15 protein-coding genes are annotated in these 18,181 nt (G+C 46.8%); all 15 read left to right on the top strand.

Translation table 11 applies throughout. The features are described 5' to 3' along the window. Positions 1–57: 57 nt before the first annotated feature. The 15 genes from mfd (at position 58) to tilS (ending at position 18,161) form a co-directional block, all read left to right on the top strand. Complete coding sequence (gene mfd / locus ACQKMP_RS30040) at positions 58–3,582, top strand: transcription-repair coupling factor (RefSeq protein ID WP_427472482.1); 3,525 nt, start codon at positions 58–60, stop codon at positions 3,580–3,582. After that, positions 3,569–4,612 carry a peptidylprolyl isomerase gene (locus ACQKMP_RS30045; protein WP_042183851.1) on the top strand — a complete coding sequence of 348 codons (1,044 nt, stop codon included), beginning with the start codon at positions 3,569–3,571 and terminating at the stop codon, positions 4,610–4,612. The genes mfd and ACQKMP_RS30045 overlap by 14 nt, the downstream gene beginning before the upstream one ends. A gap of 255 nt (positions 4,613–4,867) precedes the next feature. After that, complete coding sequence (gene spoVT / locus ACQKMP_RS30050; RefSeq protein WP_042123132.1) at positions 4,868–5,410, top strand: stage V sporulation protein T; 543 nt, start codon at positions 4,868–4,870, stop codon at positions 5,408–5,410. 148 nt (positions 5,411–5,558) lie between these two features. Next, positions 5,559–7,241 (top strand): putative polysaccharide biosynthesis protein, encoded by a 1,683-nt coding sequence (locus tag ACQKMP_RS30055; RefSeq protein WP_042183853.1) that lies wholly within the window; start codon positions 5,559–5,561, stop codon positions 7,239–7,241. 66 nt (positions 7,242–7,307) lie between these two features. Further along, positions 7,308–8,807, top strand: a complete 1,500-nt coding sequence (mazG, locus tag ACQKMP_RS30060; RefSeq protein ID WP_427472485.1) for a nucleoside triphosphate pyrophosphohydrolase — start codon at positions 7,308–7,310, stop codon at positions 8,805–8,807. Positions 8,808–9,094: 287 nt separating this feature from the next. Continuing rightward, a complete protein-coding gene (locus ACQKMP_RS30065) occupies positions 9,095–9,367 on the top strand; it encodes an HU family DNA-binding protein (protein WP_036678778.1) in 273 nt (90 codons plus the stop codon). Then, positions 9,367–9,645, top strand: coding sequence for an RNA-binding S4 domain-containing protein (locus tag ACQKMP_RS30070; protein WP_042183857.1), 279 nt, complete (start codon positions 9,367–9,369; stop codon positions 9,643–9,645). Before ACQKMP_RS30065 ends, ACQKMP_RS30070 begins: the two co-directional genes overlap by 1 nt. A 144-nt stretch (positions 9,646–9,789) precedes the next feature. Next, positions 9,790–10,074, top strand: coding sequence for a sporulation protein YabP (gene yabP, locus ACQKMP_RS30075; protein ID WP_042123140.1), 285 nt, complete (start codon positions 9,790–9,792; stop codon positions 10,072–10,074). Then, positions 10,071–10,634 (top strand): spore cortex biosynthesis protein YabQ, encoded by a 564-nt coding sequence (gene yabQ / locus ACQKMP_RS30080; RefSeq protein ID WP_076286874.1) that lies wholly within the window; start codon positions 10,071–10,073, stop codon positions 10,632–10,634. The genes yabP and yabQ overlap by 4 nt, the downstream gene beginning before the upstream one ends. 23 nt (positions 10,635–10,657) lie before the next feature. Then, entirely contained in the window at positions 10,658–10,993 is a 336-nt protein-coding gene (locus ACQKMP_RS30085) for an FtsB family cell division protein (protein WP_042183861.1), read from the top strand. 124 nt (positions 10,994–11,117) lie between these two features. Beyond that, positions 11,118–11,618 carry a S1 domain-containing RNA-binding protein gene (locus ACQKMP_RS30090; RefSeq protein WP_036678766.1) on the top strand — a complete coding sequence of 167 codons (501 nt, stop codon included), beginning with the start codon at positions 11,118–11,120 and terminating at the stop codon, positions 11,616–11,618. A gap of 343 nt (positions 11,619–11,961) precedes the next feature. After that, positions 11,962–14,469, top strand: coding sequence for a stage II sporulation protein E (spoIIE, locus tag ACQKMP_RS30095; protein WP_076300975.1), 2,508 nt, complete (start codon positions 11,962–11,964; stop codon positions 14,467–14,469). Between the two features lie 538 nt (positions 14,470–15,007). Next, complete coding sequence (locus ACQKMP_RS30100) at positions 15,008–15,754, top strand: VWA domain-containing protein (protein WP_042183866.1); 747 nt, start codon at positions 15,008–15,010, stop codon at positions 15,752–15,754. After that, on the top strand, positions 15,744–16,682 hold the full coding sequence (locus ACQKMP_RS30105; protein WP_042193073.1) for a serine/threonine protein kinase: 939 nt from the start codon (positions 15,744–15,746) through the stop codon (positions 16,680–16,682). Before ACQKMP_RS30100 ends, ACQKMP_RS30105 begins: the two co-directional genes overlap by 11 nt. A 36-nt stretch (positions 16,683–16,718) precedes the next feature. Continuing rightward, on the top strand, positions 16,719–18,161 hold the full coding sequence (gene tilS / locus ACQKMP_RS30110) for a tRNA lysidine(34) synthetase TilS (protein WP_427472490.1): 1,443 nt from the start codon (positions 16,719–16,721) through the stop codon (positions 18,159–18,161). The last annotated feature ends 20 nt before the right edge of the window (positions 18,162–18,181 follow it).

The following is an 18,181-nucleotide window of genomic DNA, read 5'->3' on the forward strand; positions in this document are numbered from 1 at the left end:
AATAGGTGACGGTGGCTTTGGCTTCCGTTAGCCTGTTTAGTAAGAGAGGTGCGCCTGTTGTTACAAGGTATTATAGAAGCTTTTTCCAAGGATCCCGATTTCCAGTCTATCACCCAGGGTGTAGCTGCAGGTATGAAAGAGCAGCTCATATCGGGGCTTACAGGTTCAGCTAGACAGATCATGCTTGCAGCACTGCATGAAGAGACAGCTCGTCCCTTGCTTGTGGTGACTCATAATATGTTTTCGGCTCAGAAAATGGCCGATGATTTACAGGAAGCGCTTTCCCCGGAACGAGTATTGCTCTATCCTGCTAATGAACTTGTTGCTGCGGAAGCGGCTGTCTCAAGTCCAGAGACATTAGCCCAGCGTATTGATGTACTGACCAAATGTGCCCAGGGCTTCCGTGGTATTGTTGTAGTTCCCTACTCGGGAGTGCGCAGACTGCTCCCTGCACCAGAGGTTATGGCAGAGGCACAGGTTACGGTTTCTCAGGATGGAACGCTTGCTCTGGATGAATTCTTGATGTCCATGATCGAAATGGGTTATGAAAGAGTAGAGCGGGTTGAGAATCGCGGTGAACTGAGTGTAAGAGGTGGAATTATTGATTTTTATCCAATGACTTCTCCTTTGGCATATCGTGTTGAGTTATTTGATGATGAGGTTGATTCCATCAGAACTTTTGATCCAGTCGATCAGCGTTCTATTGATAAAGTACGAAGTGTGAAGATTACACCGGCTAAAGAGATTATAGCGAGCAGGTTTCGCCAGGAATCTGCTTCTGCTGAAGCATCTGTTATGCTGGAACGACAGCTTGAGAAAATGGCGGATCGGCAGGCTAAGTTGCGTCTAAAAGAAGAAATTGGACGCGAGCTAGAAATGCTGCGCGAAGGAACCTATTTTCCTGAAATCTATAAATATATCAGTCTTTTATACCCTGAACGCTCTCATTTATTTGATTACATGGCCCAGGATACGATCCTTATTCTCGATGAGCCGACAAGACTGCTTGAAACGGCGAAACAGCTCGAAAGAGATGAATCGGAATGGAACCTCCATCTGATGCAAAACGGCAAAACATTGCCGGATCTGGATCTCTCTGTCGAGACAGATATTGTGATGTACAAACGTCCGTTCCAAAGCCTGTTTATGTCGATCTTTTTGCGCCAGGTCCCACACATTCAACCACAGAACATTCTTGGGTTTATTAGTCGTGGGATGCAGGATTTCCATGGTCAGATGAATGTGCTTAAATCGGAAATGGAGCGTTGGCAGAAGTCTGGTGTAAAGGTAATGATGCTTGCGAGCAGTGAAGAACGGATTGAACGTGTGCGCAGAGTCCTTTATGACTACGGCATTGATGAGCCAACGATCGTACAAGGAAACCTGGGTTCAGGCTTTGAGCTGCCTTCTATTCATTTAGCCGTTATCACTGAAGGAGAGATGTTCTCTCAGAAGCAGCGGAAGGCACGGAAGATCTCCAAAGGGATAGATAATGCTGAACGGATCAAGAGTTATACTGAGCTGAAAATTGGTGATTATGTTGTTCACCAGAACCATGGTATCGGTAAGTATATGGGGATCGGCACGCTGGAGGTCAGCGGTATTCATCGTGACTATATGCATATTTTATATGCGGGTGGCGATAAGCTCTCGGTTCCAATTGAGCAAATTGACTTGATTCAGAAATATGTCGGTTCAGAAGATAAAGAGCCGAAAGTATATAAATTAGGCGGTAATGAATGGACGCGGGTGACCAATAAGGTTCGCTCTTCCGTTCAGGATATTGCTGATGATCTAATCAAACTGTACGCTGAACGCCAAAGTGCAGCAGGGTATGGTTTTGAGAAGGACACACAGGAACAGCGTGAATTTGAAGAAATGTTCCCTTACGAGGAGACTCGGGATCAGCTTCGAGCGATTGAAGAGATTAAGAAGGATATGGAACAGAATCGTCCAATGGATCGGCTCCTTTGTGGAGACGTTGGATATGGTAAGACGGAGGTAGCTATACGAGCAGCCTTTAAATCAGCGATTGAAGGTAAACAGGTGGCTGTGCTGGTACCGACAACGATTCTAGCTCAGCAGCATTATGAGACCTTTCGGGAACGCTTCGCAAATTATCCGCTAAATATTCAAGTCCTAAGTCGTTTCCGCAGCCGTAAGGAGCAGAATGAGACGATTAAAGGCGTTCGGGCAGGAACGGTTGACGTGGTTATTGGTACCCACCGTTTGTTGTCTCAGGACCTTGTATTTAAGGACTTAGGTTTATTGATCGTGGATGAGGAACAGCGATTTGGCGTGACTCATAAAGAGAAGCTGAAGAAGTTAAAAACGAATGTAGATGTTCTTACCCTGACAGCAACTCCAATTCCTCGTACATTGCATATGTCGATGCTGGGAGTGCGTGATTTGTCTGTCATTGAGACGCCGCCGGAGAACCGTTTCCCCGTCCAGACTTATGTTGTTGAGCATAGTCAGACGCTTACGCGGGAAGCTGTAGAGCGTGAATTGGCTCGTGGCGGTCAAGTCTACTATCTCTATAATCGTGTGCAGGGCATTCAAGAAATGGCCGCTCAAATTTCTATGCTTGTTCCTGAGGCTAGGGTAGGCATCGGACATGGCCAAATGTCGGAAGCAGAGCTGGAGAAGACGATCCTTGATTTTCTTGATGGAGAATACGATGTGCTGGTCAGCACAAGTATTATTGAGACGGGTGTAGATATTCCTAACGTAAATACACTTATTGTGCATGATGCCGATAAGATGGGCTTGTCTCAGCTCTATCAATTACGTGGACGTGTAGGCCGGTCCAACCGGATTGCGTACGCCTATTTTACCTACCAGCGGGACAAGGTTCTGACTGAAGTGGCAGAGAAGCGGCTGCAATCTATTAAGGAATTTACGGAACTGGGTTCTGGTTTCAAAATAGCGATGCGGGATTTATCTATTCGTGGTGCCGGTAACTTACTTGGTGCAGAACAGCATGGCTTTATTGCATCCGTGGGATTTGATCTATACTCACAAATGCTGGCGGAGGAGATCCGCAAGCGTAAGGTTACTGTGCTTGGAGAGGAAGACACCTCGCTCAAAGAGGGCAATACCGTCATTGATTTGTCGATTGACGCATATCTGCCGTCCGAGTATATTTACGACAGTATCCAGAAAATTGAAATCTACAAAAAAGTTGCGGCAGTAACATCCTTCGATGATGCTTCTGAGCTTGAGGATGAGCTCTTGGATCGGTTCGGAGAACTGCCTGAAGCAGTTGTTAATCTATTAACTGTGGCTCGTCTAAAAGTGTATGGAAAAATGTATGGTATTGACTCCATGATCAGACGTGGTGATGATGTTACCCTGAATTTCTATGAGGGAAGTCTTGGCGCTCTGGATACGGCCAAACTCGCCAAAGTTGGAAATAGCTTCGAAAGACGTGTACAATTCGATAGAGATGCTAAAGCCAGTATCCGAGTAAAGTCGAAAGACTTAAGTGATAAACAGCTGCTTGACTTGCTTGAACAGTTTCTTAAGGAAGCTAAACAGTCTTTTAAATCGAAGGGAGAACTACACAATGTCGTTAAATAAAAAAAAATCATGGAAAGTACTGCTCGTTTCATTGGTAGCAGCGGTTTCCTTTTCTATGCTAGCAGCATGCGGTAGTAGTGCTGATGATAGCAAGGCAGTTGCGACTTATAAAGGTGGAACAATCACAGAGAAGGAATTTGCTATGGATCAAAAAATCATGAAATTCCTCTCCCCACAGCAAGCGCAATATTTAGAGATTGAGGCGTTTAAGGAATCTATTTTGAAGCAGGAAGTGGGCTTTGAATATTTGGCTTCCAAAGCAACGGATGAAGCGAAGAAGCAGGCGAAGAAAGAGGCTGATAGCCAAATCGCTGACTTGAAGAAAGCTCTGGGCGACACTTATAAGAAAACACTTAAAGACGCAGACGTTACAGAGGGCGATATCCATAGTTATATGGAGCGTGTGCTGACGGTTTATCAGGATATGCTGCTTAAAGTGACAGATGATCAGGTTGTCAAAGAATTTGAAGCTACAAAAGGTGACTTTACGGTAGCGACTTTGCGCCATGTGCTAATCGGTCTGACAGATGCTAACAACAAAGAGCGCACTAGCGAAGAAGCACTGAAAATCGCGAAGGAAGTTAAGGCAAAGCTGGACGGCGGAGCTGATTTTGCAGCAATCGCTAAGGAATACACTGACGATACAAGCTCTAAGGAAACAGGCGGAGAATATAAAGATAAAGCTGTAGGAACGTATGTAGACGAGTTTAAGAAGGCTGCTCAAACCTTGCCTTTGAATACCATTAGTGATCCTGTAGAGACTTCTTATGGTTACCACATTATCAAAGTGGAGTCCCGTACCGACAAAACCTTTGATCAGTTAACGGATGAACAAAAAGAAGGCATTAAGAGCTCCATTGTGTCCAAGAACCTAGAAGCGTTCATGGAGAAAGATCTGGAAGGCATTATTGAGAGCATCAATCTGCCGAAGAGCTCTGCTGCCGCAGATGAATCCGGAACAAAAAATAGCGGAACAGAAGCCACTACAGCGCCAAGCGCATCCCCAAGTGCTACAAAAGCTGCTGAATAAACATCGGTAAAAATGGACAAGCTTACCTTAGAAAAGCCATCCTCACTTAATGTGAAGATGGCTTTTTATTTCGAAGAAACATCTTCAGAACGGCCTTTATCTTGATGCAGATATTAATACATGTCAGCTTATGTATAAGGATCTGGGAAGAGATGAATACTATGGTCAGATATTACGATAAATCACTGGGATTATCCTTTCCCATAATGGACAGTAGTAAGACCATACTTCTTAAGAAAGCGGGGCACATGTGAAATGAAAGCTACTGGAATTGTTCGGCGTATTGATGATCTCGGACGAGTGGTTATTCCCAAAGAAATTAGACGTACTCTACGGATTAGAGAAGGCGACCCACTGGAAATTTTCGTCGATCGGGACGGTGAAGTCATACTCAAGAAATATTCCCCGATTGGCGAGCTTGGTGACTTTGCAAAAGAGTACGCGGAGTCCTTGTTCGAAGGTACTGGGCATATTACGATGATTGCTGATCGTGATACCTTTATTGCACTGGCTGGTGGCTCCAAGAAAGACTATTTGGAAAAACAAGTAGGAATTCTTTTGGAGAAGGTCATGGATAGTCGTAAGACTGTACTGGAAACCAACGAAGGCAGTTATGAAATCGCTAAAGATCATCCGGATTTGGTGTCCTCATATGTAGCCTCACCGATCATTTCCGGTGGAGATCCTATTGGTTGTGTAGTGATGGTAAGTAAGGATGATTCAGCGAAAATGTCGTCAATGGAAGTGAAAATGGCCGAAACCGCCGCCGCATTCCTTGGCAAGCAAATGGAGCAATAGCCGTAATGTAGACCCCGCTTTCCTTTTGGTAAGATATACAAAGGGCAAACGGGGTTTTGTCGTTCTTACAAAACCGTTTCTACTTGTGGGTATACATACGTTATAATATAGAAATTCATCCCATTAAAGTTGTAGAAGCAGGTACTTTATGAAATCGAACTCACAAACATCACGATTGCTGCAAGGGGCATTTATTCTAAGTGCAGCAGCGATTATTTCAAAGCTTATAGGTACACTCCAAAAAATCCCGCTGCAAAATCTAGGCGGAGATGCGGTATTTGGTATATACAACACGGTTTATCCTTTGTACACGATGTTGTTGACGGTAGCGATGCTGGGTCTGCCAGCGGCCATATCCAAATTTGTCGCTGAAGCCTCTGCAGGAAGGCGGGATGACGAGGGTCGGCGGATTCTGCGGTTATCTGCGGTTATAACAGCCATAAGCGGTTTGGTTATCGGAGCAATCACCTATGCAGGTGCGCCGATTATAGCTGGGTGGGTCGGCAACTCGCATGTGATGCCCGCTTTGCGGGCAAGTGCGTGGGGACTTGCGGTTGTTCCAATCATGTCAGCTCTTCGGGGTTACTTTCAGGGTCTTCATAATATGGTTCCGACGGCTGTGTCACAAATTGTAGAGCAGTCTGTACGTGTTACAGTAATGATTGTACTGCTCTTATATCTGACCTCACTGGGTGCAGGAGCTGAGAGCATTGCTGCTGGCGCATTGCTTGGTTCAGCCGGGGGAGGGGCAGCAGGGCTTGTGATTATGCTGCTATTTTTGCGACGTCATCGGCGGGTGTTAAGACAAGGGTCCCCTTTAGATGCTGCCGCTTCTGTCGAAAGTCAGGGTTTAAAGCTGCCCAATGCAGATAATGAGGGGCGTTCGAATCAACGGATTATGGGCGTTAAAGCAGGGGCCTTGCTGGCTTATGGAATTCCCGTGATGCTTGGTGCGCTGGCAATGCCTCTTATCGGTCTTGTAGATGTATTCACTGTACCTCGCTTGCTATCCTCTGTAGGAAGCGAAGTGGAGGCAATGACACAGTTTGGTGTATACAATCGTGGTTTGCCACTAGTGCAGATTGTAACGATGATTGCCACTTCTTTGTCTGTTGTATTCATACCAGCCTTAGCAGAGGCGAAGTATAAGGGAGATATGAAGCTGATCGAGAACCGTTGCAGCTTGTCGCTGCGTTGGTTCTGGCTGCTAGGGCTGGCAGCGTCAGCGGGCCTTGCAGTGCTTGCTGAGCCGATTAATATGGCTCTTTATGGCGACACCGCCGGCAGCAGCACTATGACTTGGCTGGCCTTAACCGCTGTTGGCGGTACGGTCAGCATCATCTCGGCTGCACTCCTGCAGGGCCTCGGCTACGTGCGCGCCCCGGCCCTGCACCTTTTGGCCGCCGCGCTGCTCAAGGCGGCCCTGAACCTGCTGCTGGTTCCGCAGCAGGGCATTACCGGCGCAGCCATCGCTGGCGTGGCCGCGCATTCGTTCGCAGCAGCGCTCAACGTGCTGCTGCTCTACCGCCAGGGCCATCTGCGGCTTCGCCTCGCAGATGCCCTGGCACGGCCCGCGCTGCTCACAGCGGGCCTGGCTCTTGCCGCTGCAGCCACCAGCTGGGGCGTGGACGCTGCGGCTACGGCCGCTGGCATCGGCGGCGGGCGCACTGCCAGCTTGGCGCAGAGCCTGCTCGGGGTGCTCGCAGGCTGCGCTGTCTTTGCCGTAGGGGCTATAGTCCTTCGGCTCCTTAGCGAGAGCGAGCTTCGCCAGCTTCCAGGCTTCGGCCCGTCCCTGGCGGACAAGCTGAAGAAGCTGCGCTTATTCCCTTAATCAACGTTTACATCACAATATAAAAATGCGGTCTGCTGAGACAGCCGCTTAAGAGGAGGAACAGACATGAGTGCAACATTAACGGTCGTCGGTCTGGGTTCAGGCAACCCTGATCGATTGACGCTAGGAATTATAAAGAAGCTGAAGGCAGCATCCGTTGTCTATGTCCGCACAAAAGAGCATCCAGTCATGGCTGCCCTCTCCGAGCTTGAAATAACTTCACAGTCCTTTGATGGATTGTATGAATCTTTATCCTCGTTTCCAGAGGTGTATGCAGCGATTACTTCAAAACTGATTGAAGAGGCACAAGCAGCAGCAGACGGTACAGATATTGTTTACGCGGTTCCGGGTCATCCTATGGTTGCGGAATCAGCGGTTTCGCAGCTGCGCGAGCGGTGTCTTGAGGAAGGCATTGAACTGCAAATATTGGGTGGGGAGAGCTTTCTCGACGAGGCGTTTGTTCGACTGGGGTTTGACCCCATTGAAGGGTTTCAGTTACTAGATGCTTCAGGCATTCGCAGTGCTCAGCTTCAGCCTGAACTACATACTCTGGTTGGTCAGGTGTACGATAGCTTTACAGCCTCGGAGACAAAATTATGTTTGATGGAGCTGTACCCGCCTGAATATGAAGTTGTTGTGGGGCATGCACTCGGTGTCGAGAACGAAGAAAGTATTGTAAGAGTCCCACTGTACGAACTGGATCGACTCGACGGTTATGGCAACCTGTCGTTAGTTTATGTACCTGCCAATCGTGACGAGAATCTAAGAAATCGTACCTTTGCCCGTCTGCATGAGATTGTCGATATTCTTCGAAGCCCGGAAGGTTGTCCATGGGATCGGGAGCAGACACATGAATCCCTGCGCAAAAATTTAATCGAAGAAACCTATGAAGTCCTTGAAACGATTGATGAGGATGACCCTGATCATATGAAAGAGGAGCTGGGCGACCTTTTGCTGCAAATTATGCTTCACTCTCAAATGGAGGAGGAGCTTGGCACGTTTAACGTGTATGACGTCATTGAAGGGCTGAATGATAAGCTTATCTTCCGTCACCCTCACGTATTTGGGGATACCAATGCGAATGATGCCGAAGAAGCACTGAAGAACTGGGAGGGCATGAAGGCAGAAGAGAAGCGGCGTAAAGGTGTGAAGCCAGAGGAATTATCCGTTCTTAGTGGTGTTCCGCGTGACCTGCCTGCTCTTATGAAGGCATACAAGCTTCAGAAAAAAGCATCCAAGGTGGGCTTTGACTGGGACAACGCTACGGATTGCATAGCCAAGATTCGTGAGGAGATCGATGAGCTGCAGGAGGCGATTGACACAGATGCGGCAACAGATGATCAAATTCTGGAACTTGGGGATTTGTTGTTTGCAGTTACGAATGTCGCTCGTTTTATCGGTGCAGATCCGGAAGAGGCATTAACCCGGACTAACCGTAAATTTGTGCGCCGATTTCAATATATTGAGCAAAGCTTGCAGCGCAAGGGAACGAGCGTAAAGGATAGTAGTTTGGAAGAGATGGAAGAACTATGGCAAGAGGCTAAGGCTGAGGAGCGAAAAGTCTAGTAATTCACAGCCTCTTTACGGTATATGGACTCAAAAATGGGGCAATGCTGTGGATGTAGCTTTTATTTTCTGATTTAGAATGTGGCCAGTAGTTTAATAGTGCTATAGAATAGATTCTGCGACGATTTCTGAGAAATAACTGCTTCTTTTTTAAAAAAACGACGAATCGTGGCAGGATTTTAAGGTGACATCAAGAATAACATAAAGACGAAATGCGATTCGCCCCATATTATGGTGGTGATTCTCGTTTCATTTATTTTTTCGTATCCTAGGAGGAACTTTAAATTATGAACAAGACAGATTTGGTAAACAACATTTCCGAGAAAAACGGATTGGCAAAAAAAGATGTAGAAGCAGTATTGAACGGATTCTTGGGTGAGATTACAGAAGCTTTGGCAAAAGGTGATAAAGTCCAACTGATCGGTTTCGGAACTTTTGAAACTCGCAAACGTGCAGGACGCACTGGTCGCAACCCGCAAACGGGCACAACGATTGAAATTCCAGAATCGACTGTACCGGCTTTCAAAGCTGGTAACAAGCTTAAAGAAGCCGTTAACTAATGCGTCTTGACAAATTCCTGAAAGTGTCCCGTTTAATTAAGCGCCGTACAGTGGCCAAGGATGTGTCCGAACAAGGCCGGGTACTGATTAACGGGCGGGAATCTAAACCTAGTAGTGCAGTTAAGATCGGTGACGAGATTACTGTACAATTTGGACAAAAGCTTGTAACGGTCAAAGTAGAAAAGCTGGTCGAAACGACTCGCAAGGACGAGGCCGCTGGTATGTATACTCTAGTTCGGGAAGAGCCTGTTGCCAAAAGCAGCGGACTGGACTGGTAAGAGTAATAGAAGAAGGCATAACTTTACATTTTGTAGAGTTGTGCCTTCTTTTTTCTTTTTGTTTCTATTATTTTTAGTGGGACGGGATGTTCTATAACTTCTGCCTCTGCCATAGATTAGAGGTAAGAAGGAGGGGTACATGCTATGATCGAGCCAGGAAAGGTAAATAAACAGCATGATCTGCACATGCGCAGTCGGAAGCAGCTGGAGTTGACGGGCGTGCAAAATGTGGAGAGCTTCGACAGCGAGGAATTTTTGCTTCGTACAGAACTCGGCCATCTCACCATTCGCGGGAATCATTTACATATCAAAAATTTAAGTCTGGAGAACGGAATGTTGTCCCTAGAGGGCAATGTACATTCCCTGATTTATCTCGATCCCGGATCGCAGGGCAAAAATAAAGGTCTGCTCGGTAAGCTATTTAAATGAATCCTGCAGTCCAGTGGGTGACGCTGTTCTACATGATCATGGCCGGGCTGGCAATGGGACTGGCCTATGACAGCTACCGGGTGCTGTCGCTGAAGTTCAATTTTCCCAAATGGCTGAATGCCATGCTAGATCTACTGTATTGGCTTTGGGCCGCCTTGCTCGTTTTTCGTATGCTGTATGCCGGAAATCAAGGACAATTGCGGTTTTATGTCTTTCTAGGTTTGTTTCTAGGAGTATGGATCTATTTTTTAATCTTCAGTGTTACGGTGCGGCGTTTTGTGTTAAGGTTAATTCAATCGGTTCAGTATATGTGCAGGTTGCTGTGGAGACTTGTGGAGATCCTGATAGGTACACCTCTTCTCTGGCTTTGGCGATTTATTTTAGGGCTGCTAAAGCTACTAGGTCGTATTCTGCGGTTCATCTTTAAGCTTCTGCTGCGTCTGACCAAACCAATTTGGGTATTACCTGTTAGGTGGATCTCTCCACAGTTATCGCGGCTGACACATAGCGCCTGGATTGTGAAGATCACTGAATGGATTACCAAATGGCGGAAACGCTGACCTTGAATTAGGGGGTACGTTGCATGAACAGATTTACTGCGGAAGAGAAAAGTAATCATAGCAAAAATTCGGCCGCAGGCGCGAAGAGAAGAAGATTTATGTGGATTGTCTTTGTGGCAGTATTTTTTGGTTGGGCGGGTTATACTTACTTCGCTCAAAGTGCGGTCATTGCGGACAAGGGTGAGGAACTTGCAAAGAAACAGGAGACTAGTGAGGATGTCATGGCATCTTTAACTCAATTAAAATATGAATTATCCAGACTTAATGATGACGAGTATATTGGCCAATTAGCACGTAAATGGTACAATATCTATCCTCAAGGGGAAACTCCTATTCGAACAGAGCAATCAGAGCAATAATAGCGGCGAAAAGAGGCTTTTACTCTGTTGCCTTGCTTTGCTCTTTACTGTATAATCAAATCACCGCAGACAGGATGACCTTAATATTCGTCTGTATATTTTTAAGGGAGGATCATTTTATTCTATGGCAATTGAAGTGGGCACCAAGTTAGAAGGCAAAGTGACAGGCATCACGCATTTCGGAGCATTTGTGGATCTGTCAGGAGGTGTCACAGGTCTCGTTCACATCTCGGAAATCGCCGATAATTATGTCAAGGATGTTAACGATCATCTGAAGATTAGTGATGTAGTAACAGTCAAGGTGATCAACGTCGATAAGGACGGCAAGATCGGACTTTCCATTAAGCAGGCTGTTGACAAGCCAGCATCGGAAGTACGTCCGCCTAGAGCTCCAAGACCAGAACGTCCTAGCGGCGGAGACCGTTTCGGCGGTGGAGGCGGCAGTGGTGGAGGCGGCGGTGGATTCAATCGTGAACGGGGTGGGCGTCCATTTAAGCCTGCAGCCGGTAAACCTTCATTCGAGGATAAAATGTCGCGATTCCTGAAAGACAGCGAAGAACGGATATCTTCGATTAAGAAGAACACAGAAGGAAAGCGCGGAGGCCGTGGAGCTAAACGCGTGTAATCCAATACCTGTACATCATAAATAACCGCAGGGGCATTTCGCCCTTGCGGTTTTTTTGTCATGTCATATAAAATTGCCGACAGCATCCATGTCATTCTCACATAACTCTAGGGCAATCGCTGACGAAAGACCGCCGCGTCAGCGCGTGAAATTACGTTGTAAACAATCTTGAAACCAATCAACCTACCGTCCCGCAAGGGATAGAACCGCTTTTTTACAGATCATGAATGAAGGCTTTTTTGTCGGAAATTTCTTGTGTGTGTCCCTCCATTTCTGACAAACTTTCTCAATTCCCCGGTTATATAATGAGTACCATAAATTCTTAAACGGGTGGTGTAGGGGAATGAGTAAAAGCAACGTGGTAAATTTGCCAGAGTGGACAAGAGTGGGAAGTGAAGATAAGAAGCAGAGACAAGCATTGCGCACGCGTATTACAGCTTGGGGTCAGAAACAGCGGTATATTCAGCTAATAGCAGCGAAGAAATGGATGCTATTGCTTAGTTTCATGGGGTTTCTGCTGGGTAGAGCCATGATTCTGGACGAACTATCCCCTTTTGCTGTCGCATACTTTGCCGTCATTGTGTTTATGCGTCGTGACTCTATTCTACCTGTAGCTGCAGCCATTATAGCTGGAAGTCTCTTTACTCCATTCCCTGGAGCTTTGGTTACTACTGCTGAGCTGATTATTTTCTTTTTAGTTTATAAAGGCTTGGAAAGTTATGAACGAATAGATTTATCCTATGCACCACTAATGGTGTTCGTGTCTTCGTTTATGGTTGGCTTGTTCCAGATTGTTATTGGACCTTCTCTTTCTTGGTATCCGCTTATGATGACAACACTAGATGCTTTACTAGGTTTTGTGCTTACACTGGTGTTCATTCAAGCGCTGCCTTTACTAACCTATAAGCAAAAGAGTAGAGCGCTTAGGAACGAGGAGATTCTGTGCCTTATTATCTTACTTGCCTCAGTAATGACGGGCCTTGTGGGCTGGACCCTTAATGGTTTGTCTTTGGAGCATATATTGTCACGATATTTGATTCTACTCTTCGCCATGGCAGGGGGGGCTCCTCTTGGGGCTGCTGTTGGGGTGGTGACCGGATTGATTCTCAGTTTGGCGGATATTAGTGCTATCTATCAGATGAGCCTGCTTGCTTTTTCTGGAATGCTAGCGGGAATGATGCAGGGTGGTCGAAAAGGTGCAGTATCTATCGGGATGTTGCTAGGATCCACGATCCTTTCCGTCTATTTTACGGGTCCGGGTGATATGATGGCCTCAACATGGGAAACCTGCGTAGCGGTAGTGCTATTTCTTATAACGCCTAAGGCGATGATATCTGCCATTGCTAAATATGTTCCTGGCACGTCAGATCATAGCCGATCTCAACACGAATATGCGCGAAGGGTCAGGGATTTAACGGCAGAACGGGTGACGCAATTCTCACAGGTATTCCAGCAGCTGTCGAGCAGCTTTGGGCAGATTCCACGTGCCGGAGAAGTAGGGAAGTCAGACCGTGAGATGGAGGATTTCATGAGTACGGTGACAGAGGGGGCCTGTGCAGGATGCATTCGGCGTTCCCACTGCTGGGATGCAAAATTCTATCAGACGTATAGATACATGACAGATATGATGACTACTGTTGAGGAATGCCCTGATATTACGGCAGCTCAGCTGCCTCCGGAATGGAGCCGGATTTGCGGTAAAACTGGTGAAGTACTTGAAGTCATGAAAGGACAATATGATCTTTACCAACATGATATGCGATGGAAAAGACAAATATACGATAGTCGTCAATTTGTTGCCGAGCAGTTATCGGGCGTGTCACAGGTTATGGAGGACCTGGCGCGTGAAATAAAACGTGAGGGACAGGCTATGTATCGTCAGGAAGCTCAAATCCGTGAGACATTGGAGAAATTAGGGCTGTCTATTCATAGTATCGAAATCCTAAGTTTAGATCCTGGGCGTGTAGAAATAGAGGTGGTGCATGCCTATACTCGTGGTTTTGATGAATGCCGTAAAATGATCGCTCCGCTCCTTTCCGACATACTAGATGAGAATATTGCTGTCATGAGCGAGACGGCAGTCCATCCTCGGGAAGGATTGTCGATGGTTACCTTCGGTTCAGCCAAAGCCTTTGAGATAAACACAGGAGTGGCCGTTGTTTCTAAAGGAGGAGATATGTTATCTGGCGATAGCTTCAGTACCGTGGAGCTTGGAAACGGCACCTTTGCAGTATCCATTAGCGATGGAATGGGAAATGGTGAGCGGGCGAGAATGGAGAGTAGTGCCGCCCTCGGTATGTTAGAAAAGCTACTGCAATCCGGTATGGATGAGAAGCTGGCTGTAAAGTCGGTAAACTCTATTCTCTTATTACGTTCTCCTGACGAGTTCTACGCTACCGTTGACATGGCTTTGATCGATCAGTATTCCGCACAGACAACTTTTATGAAGATTGCTTCCGCACCGAGCTTTATCCGGAGGGGTAGTGAGGTCATTCCAATAACCTCTAGCAATCTGCCTATAGGAATCATTAAAGATATCGATGTGGATCTGATTAGCATGCAGCTTCGGGCCGGTGATATTTTGATTATGATGACGGATGGTATTTATGATGCGCCTGGATATGCCGTTAATAAGGAGATATGGATGAAACGGTTGATCCAAGAGCTTGAGGGGGATGATCCTCAAGATTTGGCGGATAGCTTGTTAGATAAGGTAATTCGTTATCAGGGCAATGAGATCCATGATGACATGACGATTGTCGTAAGTCGTGTAGATCATTTCCATCCGGAATGGTCCAGCCTGCATATGCCTGGTGTTGGCCGAATGGAGCGTCCGCGTACGGTGAGCTAGGAATTTTCTCGGTTTAGGCTTAGGTTTTATGTTTGGTACGCGCGAAGGGCCGTATTGCTTGTGTGTTTAAGCACGCACGAAGTGTCGTGTTGCCTATATATTTGCAGTGCGCGCAATGCGCCGTGCTGCTATAGGAGGTTTAAGTACGCGAAGTGTCGTGCGTGCTTGGAAGTCGGGGCGAGTCTGTGATGTGAAACTCGCCGGTCTCTACTATTTACGTTTCAAAGTTTCGCTGACTTTGGCGCGTAATTTTTTAGATCTAAACTGTTTACTAGTGAAGGTACGGAACGGAGAGAAAGTTTGGAGCTGTAGAAGCGGAGCGTTCGCCTTTATTATTTGATTTCAACCGCAGAGGGCGGTTTTAATAGAGAAATCAAATAATAACAGCGATCGAAAGCCCAAACATTTCTCGCAGTTCCCCTATTCACTATCCCCTTAGTTCAGATCACAAATTTCCCCAACAAAAGCGACCGTTTGAAATCTCTCATTTCTGGATATGCTAGAAACAGAGGTTCAAACAAAGGGGGAGTTGAGGGTTATGAAGCAAATTATGCTCATTACTGACGGTTGTTCGAATGTAGGAGAAAGTCCGGTGTTGGCAGCGGCGCATGCCCTGCAGGAGGGAATCACCGTAAATGTGGTTGGTGTAGTTGATTATGGTACGATCGGCGAGCTCGGAAGCCGGGAGATTGCCGACATTGCCAAGGCCGGGGGAGGCCTTAGCCGAATAGTCGGAACGCCACAACTGGCACAGACGATTCAGATGATGACACGCAAGACCGTGGTTCAGACGATCCAGCAGGCGGTTAATAAAGAGGTAAAAAAGATACTAGGCGATGGCTCACTGGATCAGTTACCTCCTGTTCAACGTTCACAGGTTGTTACAGTTGTAGATGAACTGACAGAAACAACACCGCTGCGCATTGCACTTCTTATCGATGCCAGTGCTAGTATGAAACCTAAACTGGGTGCTGTGGAAGATGCTATCCGCGATTTGGCGCTCAGTTTGGAAGCACGGGAAGGTAAGAGTGAGATTGCTGTATTCCATTATCCTGGAAATAACAGCAGCGAAGATGCCAAGCTTGATCTAGATTGGACCCATGACATGTCAGGTATTCGTACGTTATTCTCTAAATTACACATGAGAGGCGCGACACCGACGGGTCCAGCTATTTTCAAGGTGCTTGAACATTATCGTTATGATACACTGGATGAACATCGTGGACGCCGACTAAGTGATGACCACGACGAAAGAGAAGGGATGATTGGTGGGTATGTCGTCTAATCCGTCCTATCCTACTGGTACCTTAATTAACGGCAAATGGCGGGGTAACCGTTATGTCGTTGAGCGGATGCTGGGAAGGGGCGCGAACGGAACCGTATATCTTGTGCAAAGAGAAGGCAGACGGGAAAGGTACGCGCTAAAAATCGGATACGATACACTTGAACTTCAATCGGAGATCAATGTACTAACCTCGCTGCAATCACGGCGAAAGCGGAATGAGCATCGTGCTCGTCGTGAGAATCCATTGTCTTCTTATTTTTTGGAAGCGGATGATTTTGCGAATGGGGATAATGTCCCCTTCTATGTAATGAGGTATGTTGAAGGCAAACCTCTGCATCATTTTTTATCGAAAAACGGTCCCGACTGGTTAGGCCTGGTAGGGCTTGGTCTGCTTGATAAGCTGCGCACACTGCATGAATGCGGTTTTGTGTTCGGGGATTTGAAGCCGGAGAACGTCATGGTATCAAAGTACGGCGAAGTGGAGCTGATCGACTTTGGGGGCACAAGTCCTATTGGTCGCAGTGTGAAGCAGTTTACCGAATGGCATGACCGTGGCTTTTGGAATGCAGGCAGCCGCACGAGTGATGAGGGTTATGATCTATTCGCTTTTGCTGTACTGTGCCTCCGTCTTTTGAATGAAGAGGGGCTCAAGAAAGCTGCGCTACAGCTGCCGCAGACAAGAAGTGTAGATGAGCTGTTTAAGCTGGCTAGAAATCTACCCGACAAGAAACTATCCTCTTGGATTTGTTTGGCATTAAAAGGAGGTTTCACCGGTTCCGCAGATGCTACAGAGCTCTGGCGAAGCCATATTTACAATTCGCGTAGAAAGCGTCCTGATAGTATGGACACACCTCGCTGGCTCAAAAATGCTTTTGGGTTATCCTTGTTTGTGCTTGCCTTTACAATTTATTGGGTATTTCGGTTTTGAACTTATACATATAGTTAGAGAAAAGGGGGGCCGCATATGGAGCAAATGAATGGACTGGTGGAGTCAGTATTGGAGTCAGCAGCCGAGCACGAGCTGTGGGCGCCCCATGACACCATTGTAGTCGCAGTTTCCGGCGGCCCGGATTCTGTGGCTCTTTTGCATGTTTTGCACGAAATAGCTTTAAACGTTATGCCACTTACCTTAATATGCGCTCATGTGAATCACGGATTTAGAGTGGAGTCTAAGGAAGAGGCAGAGCTAGTACGTGGTATGGCTGAACAATTGGGACTGCCCTTTGAGTTGGCAGAATTCGATATTCCCTCTTTGGCTAAAGAGAGTGGACTCGGCCCTGAGGGGACAGCACGCGAGAAGCGATACGAATTTCTGATTGATACCGCACACCGTTATGGGGCGCGCTCCGTTGCTCTGGCTCATCATGCGGATGATCAGGCAGAAACGGTGATTATGCGTCTATTGCGAGGAAGCGGTTTATCGGGGCTGTCCGGTATCAAGTGGAAAAGAACAGAAAAAAAGGTGGAACTCATTCGTCCATTCCTACGTATTAACAAAACGGCTCTTTTTGGGTTATGTCAGAATGAAGGTTTCACCTATGCCGAGGATGCGACTAATCTGCTGACGAAATACAAGCGGAATGCTGTTCGATTGGAAGTTCTTCCTTTTCTGGAAAGGTATAACGGCAGAGTAAGGCAGTCACTTGTGCAGCTTGCGGAAATTGCAGGAGCTGAGGATGAATATATGGAAGCATCTGCGGTAAAATGCTTTGAGGAGCTGGTTTCGGAAGGGGAAGGGAAATATACCTTTAACAGAGCTTCATTTGCGGCCATACCCTCCGCTTTACAACGGCGTTTGATTAAACTAATATTAAATTATCTGTCGGCGGATCTATCTGCCCTTGATTTCTCCAAGATTGAATCTGTACGTCGGGGAACGCTGCAGAGCTATCCCACCACCTGGAGTTTGGATTTAGGTGGAGGCCTGACTTGTGTGCGGCAATATGATATCATCTTGTTCTCGTCCAAGCCCGCGCAGCAACAGGCAAGCTATACATATCGTCTGTTTTTACCGGATTCCGAGCTTAAGCTGGAGGAAATAGGTAAGGTGATGTCGATGGCGGTGCTGGAGAGAGAAAACTTTTTTGTACAGGGGGAGGATTATGGGAAGATGTCGGCTTGGTTTGACCGTGATGAACTGGTCTTTCCACTAACGATTCGTTCCCGATTGCCTGGAGATACCATAAGAGTCATGGGATTAAACGGAAGCAAAAAGGTAAAAGATATTTATATTGATGATAAAATACCTGCTGCTGAACGCTCAATGATCCCCCTCGTTTGTGATGGTTTGGGCAATATCGTCTGGATTCCGGGCGTAAGACGCTCGATGCATGCCGCAGTAGGGCGGCAAACGACCTCGGTACTTCTATTGTCTCTAGCAGAGCTGGATGACCGTGAAGAAACGTAATGGTCGATGTAAGTCTTTCA

Origin of the sequence: Paenibacillus sp. NPDC101420 (assembly GCF_050277435.1) — a bacterium.
Classification (GTDB): domain Bacteria; phylum Bacillota; class Bacilli; order Paenibacillales; family Paenibacillaceae; genus Paenibacillus_AQ.